Annotated in this window: 14 protein-coding genes; 11 read left to right on the top strand and 3 right to left on the bottom strand. The window is 60.7% G+C overall.

Annotated elements, in window-relative coordinates:
* Both argS and KHO07_RS26945 read right to left on the bottom strand, forming a co-directional pair.
* The gene (gene argS / locus KHO07_RS26950; RefSeq protein ID WP_212625991.1) at positions 1-1,737 is read right to left on the bottom strand and encodes an arginine--tRNA ligase; all 1,737 of its coding nucleotides are present in this window, start codon (positions 1,735-1,737) and stop codon (positions 1-3) included.
* Positions 1,738-1,974: 237 nt separating this feature from the next.
* Entirely contained in the window at positions 1,975-4,194 is a 2,220-nt protein-coding gene (locus KHO07_RS26945; protein WP_150735548.1) for a primosomal protein N', read from the bottom strand.
* 234 nt (positions 4,195-4,428) lie between these two features.
* Between KHO07_RS26945 and rpmE the strand changes: the two genes are divergently transcribed.
* The 3 genes from rpmE to KHO07_RS26930 all read left to right on the top strand — a co-directional run bounded on the left by rpmE (position 4,429) and on the right by KHO07_RS26930 (position 6,922).
* Positions 4,429-4,647 (top strand): 50S ribosomal protein L31, encoded by a 219-nt coding sequence (gene rpmE / locus KHO07_RS26940; RefSeq protein WP_150703410.1) that lies wholly within the window; start codon positions 4,429-4,431, stop codon positions 4,645-4,647.
* A gap of 35 nt (positions 4,648-4,682) precedes the next feature.
* Entirely contained in the window at positions 4,683-5,471 is a 789-nt protein-coding gene (locus tag KHO07_RS26935) for a thermonuclease family protein (RefSeq protein WP_150735549.1), read from the top strand.
* Positions 5,472-5,653: 182 nt separating this feature from the next.
* The gene (locus tag KHO07_RS26930; RefSeq protein ID WP_150735550.1) at positions 5,654-6,922 is read left to right on the top strand and encodes a malic enzyme-like NAD(P)-binding protein; all 1,269 of its coding nucleotides are present in this window, start codon (positions 5,654-5,656) and stop codon (positions 6,920-6,922) included.
* A gap of 237 nt (positions 6,923-7,159) precedes the next feature.
* Here KHO07_RS26930 and KHO07_RS26925 read toward each other — a convergent pair whose 3' ends face one another.
* Positions 7,160-9,601 carry a penicillin-binding protein 1A gene (locus KHO07_RS26925; RefSeq protein ID WP_212625990.1) on the bottom strand — a complete coding sequence of 814 codons (2,442 nt, stop codon included), beginning with the start codon at positions 9,599-9,601 and terminating at the stop codon, positions 7,160-7,162.
* Between the two features lie 214 nt (positions 9,602-9,815).
* Between KHO07_RS26925 and KHO07_RS26920 the strand changes: the two genes are divergently transcribed.
* From KHO07_RS26920 to KHO07_RS26885, 8 genes are all read left to right on the top strand, one after another.
* The gene (locus KHO07_RS26920; protein ID WP_150735552.1) at positions 9,816-10,877 is read left to right on the top strand and encodes a pilus assembly protein PilM; all 1,062 of its coding nucleotides are present in this window, start codon (positions 9,816-9,818) and stop codon (positions 10,875-10,877) included.
* Positions 10,877-11,443: a PilN domain-containing protein gene (locus tag KHO07_RS26915; RefSeq protein WP_150735553.1), complete on the top strand. Its 567-nt coding sequence runs from the start codon at positions 10,877-10,879 to the stop codon at positions 11,441-11,443. The genes KHO07_RS26920 and KHO07_RS26915 overlap by 1 nt, the downstream gene beginning before the upstream one ends.
* Positions 11,440-12,063, top strand: coding sequence for a type 4a pilus biogenesis protein PilO (gene pilO / locus KHO07_RS26910; protein WP_212625989.1), 624 nt, complete (start codon positions 11,440-11,442; stop codon positions 12,061-12,063). Before KHO07_RS26915 ends, pilO begins: the two co-directional genes overlap by 4 nt.
* Positions 12,060-12,587, top strand: a complete 528-nt coding sequence (locus tag KHO07_RS26905; protein ID WP_212625988.1) for a pilus assembly protein PilP — start codon at positions 12,060-12,062, stop codon at positions 12,585-12,587. Before pilO ends, KHO07_RS26905 begins: the two co-directional genes overlap by 4 nt.
* Positions 12,588-12,600: 13 nt before the next feature.
* Entirely contained in the window at positions 12,601-14,676 is a 2,076-nt protein-coding gene (gene pilQ / locus KHO07_RS26900) for a type IV pilus secretin PilQ (protein ID WP_150735556.1), read from the top strand.
* Positions 14,677-14,680: 4 nt separating this feature from the next.
* Entirely contained in the window at positions 14,681-15,199 is a 519-nt protein-coding gene (gene aroK / locus KHO07_RS26895) for a shikimate kinase AroK (protein WP_150735557.1), read from the top strand.
* Between the two features lie 151 nt (positions 15,200-15,350).
* Positions 15,351-16,451, top strand: coding sequence for a 3-dehydroquinate synthase (gene aroB, locus KHO07_RS26890; RefSeq protein WP_075947241.1), 1,101 nt, complete (start codon positions 15,351-15,353; stop codon positions 16,449-16,451).
* 10 nt (positions 16,452-16,461) lie between these two features.
* On the top strand, positions 16,462-18,054 hold the full coding sequence (locus tag KHO07_RS26885) for an AAA family ATPase (RefSeq protein ID WP_150735558.1): 1,593 nt from the start codon (positions 16,462-16,464) through the stop codon (positions 18,052-18,054).
* The last annotated feature ends 140 nt before the right edge of the window (positions 18,055-18,194 follow it).

Here is an 18,194-nt window from a genome sequence, read left to right as displayed (position 1 = left end):
TTACATGCGCTCCAGTGTTTCCAGGCCCAAGAGTTCCAGGCCTTGCTTGAGAGTACGTCCGGTCAGCGCGGCGAGGCGCAGGCGGCTCTGCATTTGTTCCGGGGTGTCGGCGGCGAGGATCGGGCAGTTCTCGTAGAAGCTGGAGAACAGGCCGGCGACGTCGTACAGGTAAGTGCAGAGAATGTGCGGCGTGCCTTTTTCGGACACGTTGTTCAGGATCTCACCGAACTGCGCGAGTTTCGCTGCCAGCTCATGCTCGTGCGGCGCTTCCAGAACGATCTGGCCTTCGACTTCGCTGAAGTCCTTGCCGAGTTTGCGGAATACGCCAGCCACGCGGGTGTAGGCGTACAGCAGGTACGGCGCGGTGTTGCCTTCGAAGTTCAGCATCAGGTCGAAGTTGAAGCTGTAGTCGCTGGTACGGTGCTTGGACAGGTCGGCGTATTTCACCGCGCCAATGCCCACCACCTTGGCGATGTTGCGCAGCTCGGCTTCGGCAAGTTCCGGGTTCTTGTCTTTCACCAGCGTGTAGGCGCGTTCCTGGGCTTCGGTCAGCAGGTCGATCAGCTTCACGGTGCCGCCATCGCGGGTCTTGAAAGGACGGCCATCGGCGCCGTTCATGGTGCCGAAGCCCATGTGTTCCATTTCCATCGGATGGGTCACGAAGCCGGCCTTGCGGGCCACGGCGAACACTTGCTGGAAGTGCAGGGCCTGACGCTGGTCGACGAAGTACAGCGCACGGTCAGCCTTGAGCGTGCCGCTGCGGTAGCGCACGGCCGCCAGGTCGGTGGTGGCATAGAGGTAGCCGCCGTCAGCCTTGACGATGATCACGGGCAGCGGGTCGCCATCGGCATTCTTGAACTCGTCGAGGAACACGCACTGGGCGCCGTTGCTCTCGACCAGCATGCCGGCGGCCTTGAGGTCGTTGACCACGTTGATCAGGTCGTCGTTGTAGGCGCTTTCGCCCATCACATCGGCCATGGTCAGTTTGACGTTGAGCAGTTCGTAGATTTTCTGGCAGTGGGACAGCGAGATGTCCTTGAACTTGGTCCACAGCGCCAGGCAGTCCGGATCACCGGCCTGCAACTTGACCACCAGGCCACGGGCGCGGTCGGCGAACTCTTCGGACTCGTCGAAGCGTCCTTTGGCGGCGCGGTAGAAGTTTTCCAGGTCCGACAGCTCGTCGCTGGTGATCGGGTTTTCCTGCAGGTAAGCCATCAGCATGCCGAACTGGGTGCCCCAGTCGCCGACGTGGTTCTGGCGGATGACTTCATCGCCGAGGAACTCCAGCACGCGGGCCACGCCGTCGCCGATGATGGTCGAGCGCAAGTGGCCGACGTGCATTTCTTTGGCCAGGTTCGGCGCCGACAGGTCGACCACGGTGCGCTGCACCGGGCCAGCCTTGCGCACGCCGATGTTGGCGTCGGCCAGGGCCGCGTCCAGGCGCGAGGCCAGGGCGTCAGTATTCTGGAAGAAGTTCAGAAAGCCAGGGCCGGCGATTTCGGTCTTGCTGACGTTTTCGTCAGCCGGCAACGCGGCGATGATTTTTTCCGCCAGGTCGCGGGGCTTCATGCCCGCCGGTTTGGCCAGCATCATGGCGATGTTGCTGGCGAAGTCGCCGTTCTTCTTGTCGCGGGAGTTCTCCACCTGGATCGCCGGCGACAGGCCTTCAGGCAACACACCTTCGTTGACGAGTTGGGTGATGGCTTGTTGGATCAGCTGGCGAATGGTGTCTTTCATGGTCTTCTCTTTCGACCGCTGGCGCGGCGGCGCATCATGCGCTGGTGGAAAAACTGGGCATTATCCGTTGCGAAGGCGGGCTTGCCAACTATAGCGGGCAGGTTATGGATATGTGGTGACAAATCGACCGCTATCGCCGGTAAGCCGGCTCCTACACTGATCGTGAGTGTTCACGCATGTCGGTGCCACCGCAAAGCCCCTGTAGGCGCTGGCTTGCCGGCGATCCCAAACTTAAAGTCAATACAAGTCGACCGGGTCCACATCCAGAGACCAGCGCACCGCCCGCCCGCTCGGCATCTGCTCCAGGACCAACAACCAACTGGCAAGCAACCGATGCAGCGGCGCCCGGGCCGTTGCCTGCAGCAGCAACTGCGCCCGATAACGCCCGGCCCGGCGTTCCATCGGGGCGGGCACCGGCCCCAGCAATTCGATGCCAGTCAGATTTTGTTCAATCAGCAGACGCTCAGCTTCGCTGCACGCTTCATCAAGAAAACCTTCAGCCTGCCCGGGTTTGTGCGCTTCGGCCCGCAGCAGCGCCAGATGCGCGAACGGCGGCAACCCCGCCGCGCGGCGTTCACTCAACGCCTGTTCGGCGAACGCGAAATAACCTTGCTCGGTCAACTGTATCAGCAATGGATGGTCGGCCAGGTGCGTCTGAATGATCACCTTGCCCGGTTCTTCGGCGCGGCCTGCGCGGCCCGCGACCTGAACAATCAACTGCGCCATGCGCTCACTGGCGCGGAAGTCGCCGGAGAACAGCCCGCCGTCGGCATCCAGAATCGACACCAGTGTCACCCGTGGAAAGTGGTGACCCTTGGCGAGCATCTGCGTGCCGATCAAGATGCATGGCTGGCCTTTTTGAATGGTTGCGAACAACTGGTTCATCGCGTCCTTGCGCGAGGTGCTGTCGCGGTCGACCCGTAATACCGGGTAGTCCGGGAACAGGATCGCCAGGCGTTCCTCCGCCCGTTCGGTGCCCGCACCCACCGGGCGCAGATCGACCTTGTTGCACTTCGGGCATTGGCGGGGCACGCGTTCGACGTAACCGCAATGGTGGCAGCGCAGCTCGCCGTAACGCTGGTGCACGGTCATGCGCGCGTCGCAGCGCTGGCACTCGGACATCCAGCCGCAGTCGTGGCAAAGCAGGGTTGGCGCAAAGCCGCGGCGATTGAGGAACACCAATACTTGCTGGCCGGCAGCCAGGGTCTGGCCGATGGCTTGTTGCATCGGCCCGGAAATGCCGCTGTCCAGCGGACGGCTTTTTACGTCCAGGCGCAGAAAACGCGGTTGCTTGGCACCGCCAGCGCGCTCATTCAGGCGTAGCAGGCCGTATCGACCGGTGTAGGCGTTGTGCAGGCTTTCCAGCGAAGGCGTGGCGGAGCCGAGCACAATCGGGATGTTTTCCTGCCGCGCACGCACCAATGCCAGATCGCGGGCGTGGTAGCGCAGGCCTTCCTGCTGTTTATAGGAACCGTCGTGCTCTTCATCGATGATGATCAGCCCCGGGTTTTTCATCGGGGTGAACAGCGCCGAGCGGGTGCCGATAATAATGTCGGCCTCGCCATCGCGCGCGGCGAGCCAGGCGTCGAGGCGTTCGCGGTCGTTGACCGCCGAGTGGATCAGCGCGATGCGCGCATTGAAACGCTGCTCGAAGCGCGCCAGGGTTTGTGGGCCGAGGTTGATTTCCGGGATCAGCACCAAGGCTTGCTTGCCGGCTTCCAGGGTCTCGCGGATGAGTTGCAAGTAGACTTCGGTCTTGCCGCTGCCGGTGACGCCGGCCAGCAGGAACGCGTGATAACTGTCGAACCCGGCGCGGATCGCTTCATACGCCGCACGCTGTTCCGGGTTCAGCGGCAGCTCGGGTTGGGCAAGCCAGTGTTCATGACGGGCGCCCGGAGCATGGCGGCGGATCTCGACCTGCACCAGATCCTTGGCCAGCAGCAGATCCAGGCTGTCTTTGCTCAGCATCAGTTTGCTCAGCAGTTGATGGGCGACGCCGTGGGGGTGCTGGGCCAGCGTCGCCAGGGCTTCACGCTGACGGGGCGCGCGGGCGATGCGCGGGTCATCGAGGCTCGCGCCCGGCGCGGCGGACCAGAAGCGTTCCTGGCGCGCTTCGGCCAGTTCACCCTGACGCAGCAGTACCGGTAACGCCCAACTCAACGTGTCGCCGAGGCTGTGCTGGTAATACTGGGATGTCCACAGACACAGTTTGAACAGCGCCGGTGGCAACGGTGGCGTGGCGTCGAGCAAGGCCAATGCGGGCTTGAGTTTTTCCGCTGGTACCTCGCTGGTGTCAGCGACCTCGACCAGGATCCCGATCATCTCGCGGCGGCCAAACGGCACTCGCAGGCGCATGCCGGGGTGCAACTGATCGCGCCGCACGCCGGCTGGCGGGCGGTAATCGAACAGGCGGCGCAGCGGCGAAGGCAGGGCGAGGCGCAGAATGGCGTCGGGCACGCAGGATGGTCTCTATTAGGCGGGGAAGAAAGGCTGACAGGACGCTTTCGCGGGCAAGCCCGCTCCCACAGGTTTGTGTGCAGATGATCAGCGTATTGGGTCGGGAGCCTAGCAGACGGTCGGTAGAAGCGACAGCTTGCGTGATCGGCATTGTCTGGTAGAATCCGCGGCCTAATTACGTGCGGTATTCAACAATAGTGTTGGGTGGCGGCACGCTAGCCCGAGGAAGACATCATGAAAGCTGATATCCATCCAGAATACCCAGAAGTAGCTGTTACCTGCAGCTGCGGCAACAAGTTCGAAACTCGTTCGACCTTCGGCAAAGCCCTGGCGATCGACGTTTGCAACGAATGCCACCCGTTCTACACCGGTAAGCAAAAGACTCTGGACACTGGCGGCCGCGTTCAGCGCTTCGCAGACCGTTTCGGTGCTTTCGGCGCGAAAAAGGCCTAAGGCCGATCAACTTGGGAAGCCGTTGCGGTTTTTCCATGCTGATGAAAAAGGCGTCCCTTGCGGGCGCCTTTTTTGTGTCTGCGATTTGGCTTTCCGCTGCCCAGGCCTTCTGCCCCGCGCCGGCCGGCCTGGCCTCCGCCACGGTGCAGCGGGTGGTCGACGGCGACACGCTACGTCTGAGCGATGGTCGCAATGTGCGCATGATCGGCTTGAATACGCCGGAGTTGGGCAAGAAAGGTCGTTCCGACGAACCGTTTGCCGTGACTGCGCGCAAACGTCTGGAAGCTTTGGTGGCGGCAAGCGACGGGCGGGTCAGCCTGCAACCCGGTAAGGAAAGCAAAGACCGCTATGGCCGCATGCTGGCCCATGTCTATGGTGCCGACGGCGCCAGCCTCGAAGCGCAAATGCTTGCCGAAGGCCTTGGGTTTTTGGTGGCGGTCGGGCCGAATGTCGACCTGGTCAGCTGTCAGCAGGCGGCGGAACGCAGCGCCCGCCAGGCCGGGCTGGGTGTGTGGCGCCAGTCACCTGTACTGAAAGCGGATCAGATCAGTGCCTCCGGTTTTGCTCTGCTCAGCGGCCGTGTGAGCAAGGTTCAACGCAATCGTGGCGGGGTTTGGATCGAGTTGCAGGACTCGGTTGTACTGCGCGTTGCACCCAATGTGCTGAGCCAATTCGATGTGACTTCGCTGGAAGACCTCAAAGGCAAGCAGGTCGAGGCTCGCGGGTGGGTGCTGGATCGCTCGCGCCGTGGCGGACTCAAACAAGGTCAGGCGCGATGGATGCTGCCATTGACCGACCCGGCGATGCTTCAGGTGACGCCGTAAGAAAAAATTGTAGACATTTTTTCTGTCGATTGTGAACAGTCTATCCCTTGTGTTCCGCGGCTCTTGGCCCAAAATCGTAGAGCCGGGCGCTTGACAGGGGTGACCGGTCAGTCTTGTGGGGAATTTGTGAGGCGCGTATCCTCGCTGACCAGTCTGTCCCACAGTAAAAGCGGAATGCCAAAATGTCTGATCTGAAAACTGCCGCTCTCGAATATCACGCCAATCCTCGTCCAGGAAAGCTGAGTGTCGAGCTCACCAAGGCCACCGCTACCGCCCGCGACCTGTCGCTGGCCTACAGCCCCGGCGTAGCCGAACCAGTACGCGAAATCGCCCGCGATCCTGAACTGGCCTACAAATACACCGGCAAAGGCAACCTGGTTGCAGTCATTTCCGATGGCACCGCGATTCTGGGCCTGGGTAACCTCGGCCCATTGGCTTCCAAGCCAGTGATGGAAGGTAAAGGCGTGCTGTTCAAGCGCTTCGCCGGCATCGACGTTTTCGACATCGAAGTCGACTCCGAAAGCCCGCAAGCCTTCATCGACACCGTCAAGCGCATCTCCATCACCTTCGGTGGCATCAACCTGGAAGACATCAAGGCACCTGAGTGCTTTGAGATCGAGCGCGCGCTGATCGAACAGTGCGACATCCCGGTATTCCACGATGACCAGCACGGCACCGCGATCGTAACCGCAGCCGGCATGATCAACGCCCTGGAAATCGCCGGCAAAACCCTGCCGGAAGCCAAGATCGTCTGCCTGGGCGCCGGCGCTGCCGCCATCTCCTGCATGAAATTGCTGGTGAGCATGGGCGCCAACATCGAAAACATCTACATGATCGACCGTACCGGCGTGATCCACTCCGGACGTGACGACCTGAACCAGTACAAGGCTGTTTTCGCTCACGCGACCGAAAAACGCACCCTGGCAGACGCTCTGGAAGGCGCAGACGTGTTTGTCGGCCTGTCCGGTCCGAACCTGCTGAGCGCTGAAGGCCTGTTGTCCATGGCGCCTAACCCGATCGTGTTCGCTTGCTCGAACCCTGATCCGGAAATCTCCCCGGAACTGGCGCACGCCACCCGTAACGACGTGATCATGGCCACCGGCCGTTCGGACTACCCGAACCAGGTCAACAACGTGCTGGGCTTCCCGTTCATCTTCCGCGGTGCCCTGGACGTTCGCGCCAAGCGCATCAACGAAGAAATGAAAGTGGCTGCAGCCAACGCCCTGCGCGAACTGGCCAAGCTGCCAGTGCCTCAGGAAGTGTGCGACGCCTACGGCGGCATCAAACTGGAATTCGGTCGTGAGTACATCATTCCGAAGCCAATGGATGCCCGCCTGATCACCCTGATCTCCGATGCCGTGGCGAAAGCCGCCATCGAGACCGGTGTGGCGACCCTGCCGTATCCGAAGAACTACCCGCTGAAAAGCGTGGATGACGTGTTCAACGGCTAAGCCGCTGTAACGCTTCAACCGAAAGCCCCGGCTCGTCATGAGTCGGGGCTTTTTTATGCCTGAGGGTTTTGTGTTGCCTCTAGGGGCCACCGCTGGCAAGCCAGCTCCCACAGGGGAATGCGGTCAACTGTAGGCGTTGGCGTGCCGGCGAAGAGGCCGGTTCAATCAATGCAAAACGGCAGATGTAAAAAAGCCCCGCGCTTCTCTCGAAGGCGGGGCTTTTCAATGTGGCTGCGATCAGAACAAATCGATCGGCGCCGCTTCATCTGCCGGCAGCGGGCTGCCCGGCGCGTTGCCGTTACCCAGCTCGTTCACCGATGGTGGCGTGTCCTCGGCCTTGAACAGTTCGAAATAGGCCCCTGGCGTGCTCGGAGTGGCAGCGCGGCCGCTGATCGGGTCTACACGCAGGCTCAGGATGCCTTCGGGCTCTGCCTGCGTGTGGGGCGGCAGGTCTTTGAGCGCGGCGCCCATGTAATTCATCCAGATCGGCAGGGCGACGGTGCCGCCGAACTCCTTGCGGCCCAGGCTTTCAGGCTGGTCGAAGCCGGTCCAGACGGTCGTCACGTAATCGGCGTTGTAACCGGAGAACCAAGCGTCCTTGGATTCGTTGGTGGTACCGGTTTTGCCCGCGAGGTCGCCACGGCCCAGGGCCAGGGCGCGACGGCCGGTGCCGAGTTTGATCACATCCTCAAGCATGCTGTTGAGGATGTAGGTCGTGCGCCCATCAACGATGCGTTCAGCCACGGCCGGTGATTGTGTCGCCGGTTGCGCGTTCAGCGTGTCGCTCGGGGTGGCGTTGACTGTAAAGGCCTCGGCGACTGGCGCGGCGATACCGTCGGTGGCCGCGCCGCCCTTCGGCACGCTCGGCGGATTGGCGACGAAAAGCGTGTCGCCGTTGCGGCTTTCGATCTTGTCGATGATGTACGGAGTGATCTTGTAGCCACCGTTGGCGAAGGCGCTCCAGCCGGTCGCGATCTCCATCGGCGTCAGGGTCGCGGTGCCCAGTGCCAGGGACAGGTTGGGCGGCAGGTCCTGCTTGTTGAAGCCGAAGCGAGTGATGTAGTCGATGGTCTTGCCGACGCCCATCGCTTGCAGCAGGCGGATCGACACCAGGTTGCGCGACTTGTACAGCGCTTCACGCAAACGGATCGGGCCAAGGAAGGTGTTGGTGTCGTTCTTCGGACGCCAGACCTTGTCCAGGTACTCGTCGACGAACACGATCGGCGCATCGTTCACCAGGCTGGCGGCGGTATATCCGTTATCCAGCGCAGCACTGTAAACGAATGGCTTGAAGCTCGAACCCGGCTGGCGCTTGGCCTGCAATGCACGGTTGTAGTTGCTCTGCTCAAAGGCAAAACCACCCACCAGCGAGCGGATGGCGCCGTTCTGCGGATCAAGGGACACCAGCGCGCCCTGGGCCTGTGGAATCTGGCTGAACTTGAGCGAGTCGTCCGGTTGGCGCTGGACGCGAATCAGGTCGCCGACCTGAGCGACATCCGACGGCTGTTTCGGATTGGGGCCCATGCTGTTGGTGTTCAGGAACGGGCGAGCCCATTTCATGGTTTCCCAGTTGACGTGTTCCTGTCCGGTGCGGGTCAGCACCTGCAGACCGGTCTTGTCGACCTGGGTCACGATGGCCGGCTCAAGGCTGCTGATGGTGCGCTGCTTGGTCAGTTCGGTGGCCCACGCCTCGCGGGTCTTGCCCGGCAGGCGGGATTCAGGGCCGCGATAGCCGTGACGCTGGTCGTAGGTCATCAGGCCTTCGTGGAGGGCGGTGTTGGCCATTTCCTGAAGGTTGCTCGGCACGGTAGTGGTGACGCGGAAACCTTCGGTGTAGGCGTCGCTGCCATAGCGGCCGACCATTTCGGCACGGGCCATCTCGGCGATGTAAGGGGCGTTCACTTCCGGAGTCGGTACGTGATAGCTGGCGTTCAGCGGCTCGTTGATCGCGGTGGTGTAATCGGCTTCGCTGATTTTGCCCAGCTTGTACATGCGCCCCAGGATCCAGTCGCGACGTTCCTTGCTGCGAGCCGGGTTGGCCAGCGGGTTGAAGCGCGACGGGGCTTTTGGCAGGCCGGCAATCATCGCCATTTGCGCCAGGCTGACGTCACGAATCGACTTGCCGTAATACACCTGCGCCGCAGCCTCGATACCGTAGGCGCGGTTGCCCAGGTAGATCTTGTTGACGTACAGCTCAAGGATTTCGTCCTTGGTCAACTGACGTTCGATCTGCAAGGCCAGGAGAATCTCAGTGGTTTTGCGCGAGAAGCTGCGTTCGCTGGTGAGGAAGAAGTTCTTCGCCACCTGCATGGTGATGGTGCTGCCACCGGACTGAATGTGGCCGCTCTTGACCAATTGGGTGGCCGCACGCATCAGGCTGCTCGGGTCGACGCCGTAATGGTTGGCGAAATTGTCGTCTTCAGCACTTAGTAACGCATTAATGAAATTGGGGGGAATGTCGGCGAACCTGATCGGTGTGCGGCGCATTTCGCCAAATTCTGCGATCAACTTGTTGTCGCTGCTGTAGACCCGCAATGGAATCTGCAACTGAATGCTTCTCAGAGCCTCCACGGACGGCAATCCGGGGCTAAGGTAAAGAAACGCCCCGCTCAGACCCAGAAGCAGTCCGCAGAAAACCGCGACGATGGACCAACCGAAAAATTTCAGCAGACGAATCAAGGCTTTTGGATATCCAGGGCAAAGAATGAATTAGGCATCAGGGTTCAGGCTAAAGGCGAACGACCCGCGCTTGAGAAAAAGCGGAAAAAAACGCTGGGCATTATAAGCATTTTTCCGGTGCAGGCGTCATTGGCGGCTGCTGTCAAGACGGGCGGAGGGAACGCAACACATATTACAGAGTCCGTAACTCACGGATAGTCATAGGGAATTGCTAGTGCCAGGACTCTTCAACAAAAAAGCCAATACGCTTCTAGGGATCGACATCAGCTCCACATCGGTGAAACTTCTGGAGCTGAGCCGTCAGGGCGACCGTTATCGGGTCGAGGCCTATGCGGTCGAGCCACTGCCTGCCAGCGCGGTGATCGAGAAAAACATCGCTGAGCTCGAAGGCGTGGGCCAGGCCCTTTCCCGCGTGCTGGTCAAGGCCAGGACCAGCGTCAAGAACGTCGCCGTGGCCGTTTCCGGTTCGGCGGTGATCACCAAGACCATCGAGATGGATGCGGGGCTTTCCGATGACGAGATGGAAAGCCAGCTCAAGATCGAGGCCGATCAGTACATCCCTTATCCGCTGGATGAAGTCGCCATCGATTTCGAAGTCCAGGGGGCGTCAGCGCGCAACCCCGAGCGGGTCAACGTGCTGCTCGCCGCCTGTCGCAAGGAAAACGTCGAGGTTCGCGAAGCGGTATTGACCCTGGCCGGGCTGACCGCACGGGTGGTCGACGTGGAGGCCTATGCCCTGGAGCGTTCATTCGGTTTGCTGGCCAGTCAGCTGGCGGCGTCGAAGGAACGTCTGGTGGCGGTGGTCGACATCGGTGCGACCATGACCACCCTGAGCGTGCTGTTCAACGGGCGGATCATCTACACCCGCGAACAACTGTTCGGAGGGCGGCAACTGACCGAAGAGATCCAGCGTCGATACGGCCTGACTGTCGAACAGGCGGGGCTGGCGAAGAAGCAGGGCGGCCTGCCGGACGATTACGTGCGCGAGGTGTTGCAGCCGTTTCGCGAGGCGCTGGTACAGCAGGTGTCCCGTTCGTTGCAGTTTTTCTTCGCGTCCGGTCAGTACCACTCAGTCGATCAGATTCTTTTGGCCGGCGGCACCGCTTCGGTTTCCGGGCTGGATCGATTGATCGAGCAGCAGTTGGGTACGCCGACACTGGTCGCCAATCCGTTTTTCGAGATGACCCTGAGCAGCAAGGTCAACGCCGCGGCCCTGACCAGCGATGCCCCGGCCATGATGATCGCCTGCGGGCTGGCCCTCAGGAGTTTCGACTGATGGCACGGATCAATCTTTTACCTTGGCGCGAAGAGCTGCGTGAACAACGCCGCAAACGCTTTCTACTGATTCTGGTTGGCGTGCTGGTGGGGTCGACAGGCGCGGTATTGATCGCCAATCAGGCGATCAACAGCGCCATTGAGCGGCAAGTGGCGCGCAATGATTACATCGGCAAACAGATCGTCGTGGTCGATGAGCGGATCAAGCAGATCAGTGAGCTCAAGGCTCGTCGTCAGCAATTGGTCGAGCGCATGCGCATCATCCAGGACCTGCAAGGCAACCGGCCGATCAGTGGGCGGATTTTTGATCAACTCGCGCGTACTTTGCCGGACGGGGTCTATTTCACCGAAGTCAAAATGTCAGGCAAGACCTTGTCGATCAGCGGTGCGGCAGAATCGAACAATCGTGTTTCCGACCTGATGCGAAATCTGGATGCGTCCGATTGGTTCGATGCCCCCAGTCTGACCGAAGTGAAAGCGACCACCGCTGGTCAACTGGATCAAGCCAACGTCTTTCAGTTGAGCGTGCGACAGACGCAGCCTGCTGCCGTGGAGGGCGGAAAATGAGTCCGTCCCAGTGGTTCGAAGGGCTGCGCAAGATCGACATCAATGAACTGGACACCAACAACATCGGTTCCTGGCCACCCGCGATCAAGGTGCTGGTGGCTGTGCTGCTGATGGTGCTGGTGCTGTCGCTGGGCTACAGCTTTTCCACCAGCGAGCTAGAGACCCAGCTGGATCTCAAACGCGAAGAAGAGTCGACCCTCAAAGCGCAGTTCGCCACCAGGGCGCACATGGCGGCGAACCTCGAGCTTTACACACAACAGATGAAAGAGATGGAAAACTCCTTTGGTGTGCTGCTGCGGCAATTGCCCAGCGATACCGAAGTGCCCGGGCTGCTGGAAGACATCACCCGCACCGGTCTGGGCAGTGGTCTGGAGTTTGAGGAAATCAAACTGCTGCCGGAGGTGACCCAGCCGTTCTACATCGAATTACCAATACAGATTACCGTCACCGGCGCCTATCACGACCTCGCGACGTTCGTCAGCGGCGTGGCCGGGCTGCCGCGCATCGTCACCCTGCATGATTTCGACCTGTCGCCAGTCAACCCTGACGGCGGGCCGAAACTGCGCATGAGCATCCTGGCCAAGACCTATCGCTACAACGATAAAGGGCTGCGTCAATGAGCCTTATTCGTGGATTTACCGTAGCGCTCTTGCTGGTCGTCCTGGCCGGTTGTGGTGGTGGTGAAGACTTCAGTGATCTGGACGCCTACATGAACGAAATGCGCCTGCGGGCGCCGGGAAAGATTGAACCAACGCCGACATTCCGGTCTTACCCGACATTCACCTACAACGCGGCGAACCTGCGCAGCCCGTTTTCCCGGCAGGTCAGAATCGACCTGGCCGGTCAGAAACATGGGTCGCGTAACGTCAAGCCAGACCCGAACCGGGTCAAGCAGTACCTCGAGGGTTTCAATATCGAGCAGTTTGAAATGGTCGGCACGATTTCCAATGCGGCGGGCTCCTTTGCGCTGTTGCGCGGGGCCGGCGGGGTGCATCGGCTGAAGGTCGGCGATTACCTGGGGCGTAACGACGGGCGAATAGTCGCCATCAGCAGCGCCCAGGTCGACGTGGTCGAAATCGTCCCGGATGGCGAAGGGGACTGGCTGGAAAGGCCGCGGACCATCCCTTTGAAAGAGCACTCATAGTGGAACTCGAAAAATGAACAGGATTTTCTCCACCCTCGGAATGTCGCTATGGATAGCGTTGCTGTCGCCGATGGTACAAGCGGCCAATCTCAAGGCGCTGGATGTTGCAGCGCTGCCAGGCGACCGCGTCGAGTTGAAGTTGGGGTTCGATGAGCCACCGCCGTCGCCCAATGGTTACACCACGGAGTCACCCGCGCGGATCGCAATCGATCTGCCTGGCGTGATCAGCCAGTTGACCAGCAAGACCCGTGATCTGGGCGCCGGCAACGCCCGCAGCGCAACAGTGGTCGAGGCCAAGGACCGTACGCGGCTGATCATTAATCTGACCCAGCTGACGCCGTACAGCACGCGCGTCGAAGGCAACAACCTGTTCGTCGTGGTCGGGCAGGGTGGCAAAAGCGCCGTATCGCGACCGATCGTCACCGCCATTCCGGCCAAGTCTCCGGTGCGCCCGGTTGCGTCGGCAGGCAAGGCCATCCGCGGCGTGGACTTCCAGCGGGGCACTCAGGGTGAAGGCAATGTGGTAATCGATTTGTCGGATCCTTCCATTGCGCCCGACATCCAGGAGCGCGAGGGCAAGATCATTCTCGGTTTCGCCAGGACCCGTTTGCCCGAGCCATTGCGAGTGCGCCTGGACGTCAAGGATTTCGCCACGCCGGTGCAGTTCGTCAATGCCAATGCCACCGGCGACAGAGCCACTATCACCATCGAGCCCAGCGGGGCCTTCGATTATTCGACCTACCAGACCGATAACAAGCTGACCGTCAGCATCCGCCCGATGACCGCCGACGACCTGCAAAAACGTAACGCCGACCGCTACGCCTATAGCGGTGAAAAGCTCTCGCTGAACTTCCAGGACATCGATGTGCGCTCGGTGCTGCAATTGATCGCCGATTTTACCAACCTCAATCTGGTGGCCAGCGACACGGTGCAAGGCGGCATTACCCTGCGCCTGCAAAACGTCCCCTGGGACCAGGCACTGGATCTGGTGCTGAAAACCAAGGGCCTGGACAAGCGCAAAATCGGCAATGTCCTGTTGGTGGCGCCTGCCGATGAAATTGCCGCTCGTGAACGCCAGGAACTGGAGTCGCAGAAGCAAATCGCCGAACTCGCGCCGCTGCGTCGCGAGCTGCTTCAGGTCAACTATGCCAAGGCGGCCGATATCGCCAAGCTGTTCCAGTCGGTGACCAGTGCCGAGGCGAAAATCGACGAACGGGGTTCGATCACTGTCGATGAGCGCACTAACAACATCATCGCCTACCAGACCCAGGACCGACTCGACGAGCTGCGTCGGATCGTGGCGCAACTGGATATCCCGGTGCGGCAAGTAATGATCGAGGCGCGCATCGTCGAAGCCAACGTCGATTACGACAAAAGCCTGGGCGTGCGCTGGGGGGGCTCGATCCAGAACAAGGGCAACTGGAATACCTCCGGCGTCAGCAACGGTGCCAATGCGTCATCGACCATCGGCACGCCGGGCAGCACCAGCACCAATTCACCGTTCGTCGACCTGGGGGCAGTCAACAATACCTCGGGAATCGGCATTGCCTTCATCACTGACAATGTCTTGCTGGACCTTGAGCTGACCGCCATGGAGAAAACCGGTAACGGCGAAATCGTCTCGCAACCCAAGGTGGTCACGTCCGACAAGGAAACGGCGAAGATTCTCAAGGGCACCGAGATTCCCTATCAGGAAGCCAGCTCCAGCGGCGCCACGTCCGTATCGTTCAAGGAGGCTTCGCTGTCGCTGGAGGTCACCCCGCAAATCACGCCGGACAACCGGATCATCATGGAGGTGAAGGTCACCAAGGACGAGCCGGACTACCTGAACAAGGTCCAGGATGTGCCGCCGATCAAGAAAAACGAAGTCAACGCCAAAGTCCTGGTCAACGATGGCGAGACCATCGTCATTGGTGGTGTTTTCTCAAATACTCAGAGCAAGGTTGTAGATAAGGTGCCATTTCTTGGCGATGTGCCGTATCTTGGCCGCCTTTTCCGGCGTGACGTGGTTTCGGAGAAAAAATCCGAGCTGTTGGTGTTTCTCACTCCGCGTATCATGAATAACCAGGCGATTGCTGTGAGTCGTTGATTCTGTGCGAAATTTGATTCTTGTAGGACCGATGGGCGCTGGAAAAAGCACCATCGGCCGGTTGCTGGCCAAAGAGCTGCGCTTGCCATTCAAAGATTCCGATAAGGAAATTGAATTACGCACGGGCGCCAATATCCCATGGATCTTCGATAAGGAAGGCGAACCGGGCTTTCGTGATCGCGAGCAGGCCATGATTGCCGAGCTGTGCGATTTCGACGGCGTGGTGCTGGCGACCGGTGGTGGCGCTGTCATGCGCGAAGCCAATCGTCGGGCACTGCACGCCGGCGGTCGCGTGGTCTATCTGCATGCTTCCGTCGAGCAGCAGGTCGGGCGCACCTCTCGCGACCGCAATCGTCCCTTGCTTCGCACCGCCGATCCGGCCAAGACCCTTCGGGATCTGCTGGCGATCCGCGATCCGCTTTATCGGGAAATCGCCGATCTGGTGGTGGAAACCGATGAGCGGCCACCGCGAATGGTCGTGCTCGATATTCTGGAACGCCTGCAGCAGCTGCCGCCCCGTTAAAGCGCCGCACGAAATGCGCTATCCTCGGCGTCCCGCCATGACCGCACACGGTTGTGGCGGCTGGCTACCGCACGGCGTCACACCAGCTGAGGCCGTGGACATTCGTTAATTCAAGGCAGGACGCCTGATTCCATCTTCACTGTGGGGACACATGCAGACACTCAAGGTCGATCTAGGCGAGCGCAGCTACCCGATTCACATTGGCGAAGGTTTGTTGGATCAGCCTGAGCTGCTGGCCCCGCATATTCGCGGACGGCAAGTGGCGATCATCTCCAACGAAACCGTTGCGCCGCTCTATCTCGAACGTCTGACCCGCAGTCTGGCGCAGTTCTCGGTGATTTCCGTGGTGTTGCCCGATGGCGAAGCCTTCAAGACATGGGAAACCCTGCAACTGATCTTCGACGGCCTGCTGACCGCCCGGCACGATCGCCGCACCACCGTGATTGCCCTTGGCGGCGGCGTTATTGGTGACATGGCCGGTTTTGCTGCCGCTTGTTACCAGCGCGGTGTTGATTTCATTCAGGTCCCGACCACGCTGTTGTCGCAAGTCGACTCTTCCGTGGGCGGCAAGACCGGGATTAACCATCCGTTGGGCAAGAACATGGTTGGCGCCTTTTATCAGCCGAATGTCGTGCTGATCGACACCGCTTCCCTCAATACCCTGCCGGCCCGGGAACTGTCTGCCGGCCTGGCTGAAGTCATCAAGTACGGGCTGATCTGCGACGAGCCGTTCCTGACCTGGCTCGAAGACAACGTCGATCGCCTGCGCAACCTGGATCAACAGGCCCTGACTTACGCCATCGAACGTTCCTGCGCGGCCAAGGCTGCGGTGGTCGGTGCCGACGAAAAAGAGACCGGTGTGCGAGCCACGCTCAACCTCGGTCACACCTTCGGTCATGCCATCGAAACCCACATGGGCTATGGTGTCTGGCTTCACGGTGAAGCCGTGGCTACTGGCACCGTAATGGCTCTTGAGATGTCCGCGCGCCTGGGCTGGATCAGCGAGCAGGAGCGCGATCGCGGCATCCGGCTGTTCCAGCGCGCCGGGTTGCCGGTCATCCCGCCTGAAGAGATGACCGAAGCCGATTTCCTCGAGCATATGGCAATTGATAAAAAAGTGATCGACGGTCGTTTGCGCCTGGTGCTGCTGCGCCACATGGGCGAAGCAGTGGTGACCGACGATTATCCGAAAGAGGTTCTACAGGCCACGCTGGGAGCGGATTACCGCGCCCTGGCTCAGCTTAAAGGTTAATAAGAACGCGATGACTAGTTTGCATGCCGACGAGGCTTTCCTCGGCCATTACCAGTTGAGTCATGACCCTTTTGCTCCACGGGTGCCTGGCTTCAAGTTTTTCCCGGCCCAGCGCAAACCCGTGCTGGGGCAGTTGCATCACCTGGCGCGTTACAGCCAGTTGCTGCTGGTAGTCACGGGCCCACAGGGCAGTGGCAAAACCCTGCTGCGTCAGGCTTTGGTGGCCAGCACCAATAAACAGTCGGTGCAGAGCGTGGTGGTTTCCGCCCGTGGCGCCGGCGACTCGGCGGGTGTGCTGCGTCAGGTCGCCCAGGCGCTGGACGTTGCCCAGGCCGAGATCGGCGCGATCCTGGCTCAGGTGGTGCAACTGGCGCTCACCGGCCAGGAGGTCTATCTGCTGGTGGATGACGCCGAGCAGCTCGACGAATCCGCGCTCGAAGCGTTGATGGCGCTGGGTGCCGGTGCGCCGGAAGGTCGCCCGCATGTGTTCCTGTTCGGCGAGTCGTCGATGATTGCCCAGCTCGAGCAATTGAGCCTCGAGGAAGAGCGCTTCCACGTCATCGAGCTGCAGCCTTACACCGAAGAAGAAACCCGCGAATACCTGGACCAGCGCCTCGAGGGTGCAGGTCGGGGTATCGAACTTTTCACCGCGGATCAGATCTCTGATATTCACGAAAGCTCCGAGGGTTGGCCTGGCAATATCAACCAGGTTGCCCGCGATGCAATGATCGAAGCCATGATTGCCAGCCGCTCAGCGGTGAAGCGTCCAAGTATGGGGTTCAATATGCCGAAGAAACACGTATTGGCGATTTCCGCCGTCGTCGTGGTCGCGGTAGCCGCCGCCTGGTTGATACCGGGTCGCAGCAAAGCACCGACCACAGGTGCTCCGGCCAACGAACAGGCGCAATTGCCGCTCGGCCAGGGTGCACCTCAGGCGAACGGTGGTGCGCCAGCCGTCGAATTCGCCGGTAACACGCAGCCGATGCCACTGCCGTTGGTCGGTAACTCTCAGCCGGTCATGCGTGGTCCTCTGGCCGAAGCGGCCGGTGGTATCACTGAAGGCGACGATGGCGTACCGCTTGAGGGCTCCAGCGAGACTCCGCCGACCGTCACCACCACCGCACCGCCAGCGGGCGTTCCGGCCGGCCCTGCGCCGACCCCGGCGGCCAAGCCGGTCCCGGCACCGACTCAAGTCGCTACCGCCAAGCCTGCGCCGGTTACAGCCCCTGCGGCCAAGCCAGCCCCGGCACCCGCCAAACCGGCCGTTGCCACCGCCAAGCCTGCGGAGAAACCAGCCGCCGCCACCAAGGCTGCCGGTGGTACCTGGTATGCCGGTCAGGCACCGGGTAACTACGTGGTGCAGATCCTCGGCACCAGCTCCGAAGCGGCTGCGCAAAACTTCGTCAAGGAGCAGGGCGGCGAGTACCGCTACTTCAAGAAAGTACTGAACGGCAAACCGCTTTACGTCATCACCTACGGCAGTTTCAGCAACCGCGATGCGGCCGTTTCCGCCATCAAGGCCTTGCCAGCGAAGGTTCAGGCTGGTAAACCTTGGCCTCGCACTGTCGCCAGCGTCCAACAGGAACTGGCAACAACTCGCTGAAGATTCGGCGGCCTTACCCAGGCCGCCTCTCCAAGCACCTCAAAATTTCTGCACGGCATGCCGCCTCTACAGGCCGCGTGCCTTGTGGTGTCTGCGTCATAGTAGTCTTTGAGTCGTTGCGGTCAGAATTAAAAAAGTTT

Origin of the sequence: Pseudomonas sp. PP3 (assembly GCF_905336995.1) — a bacterium.
GTDB lineage: Bacteria > Pseudomonadota > Gammaproteobacteria > Pseudomonadales > Pseudomonadaceae > Aquipseudomonas > Aquipseudomonas reinekei.
Note: the sequence above shows the minus strand (reverse complement) of the source record. Positions and strands in the feature narration are given on the sequence as shown.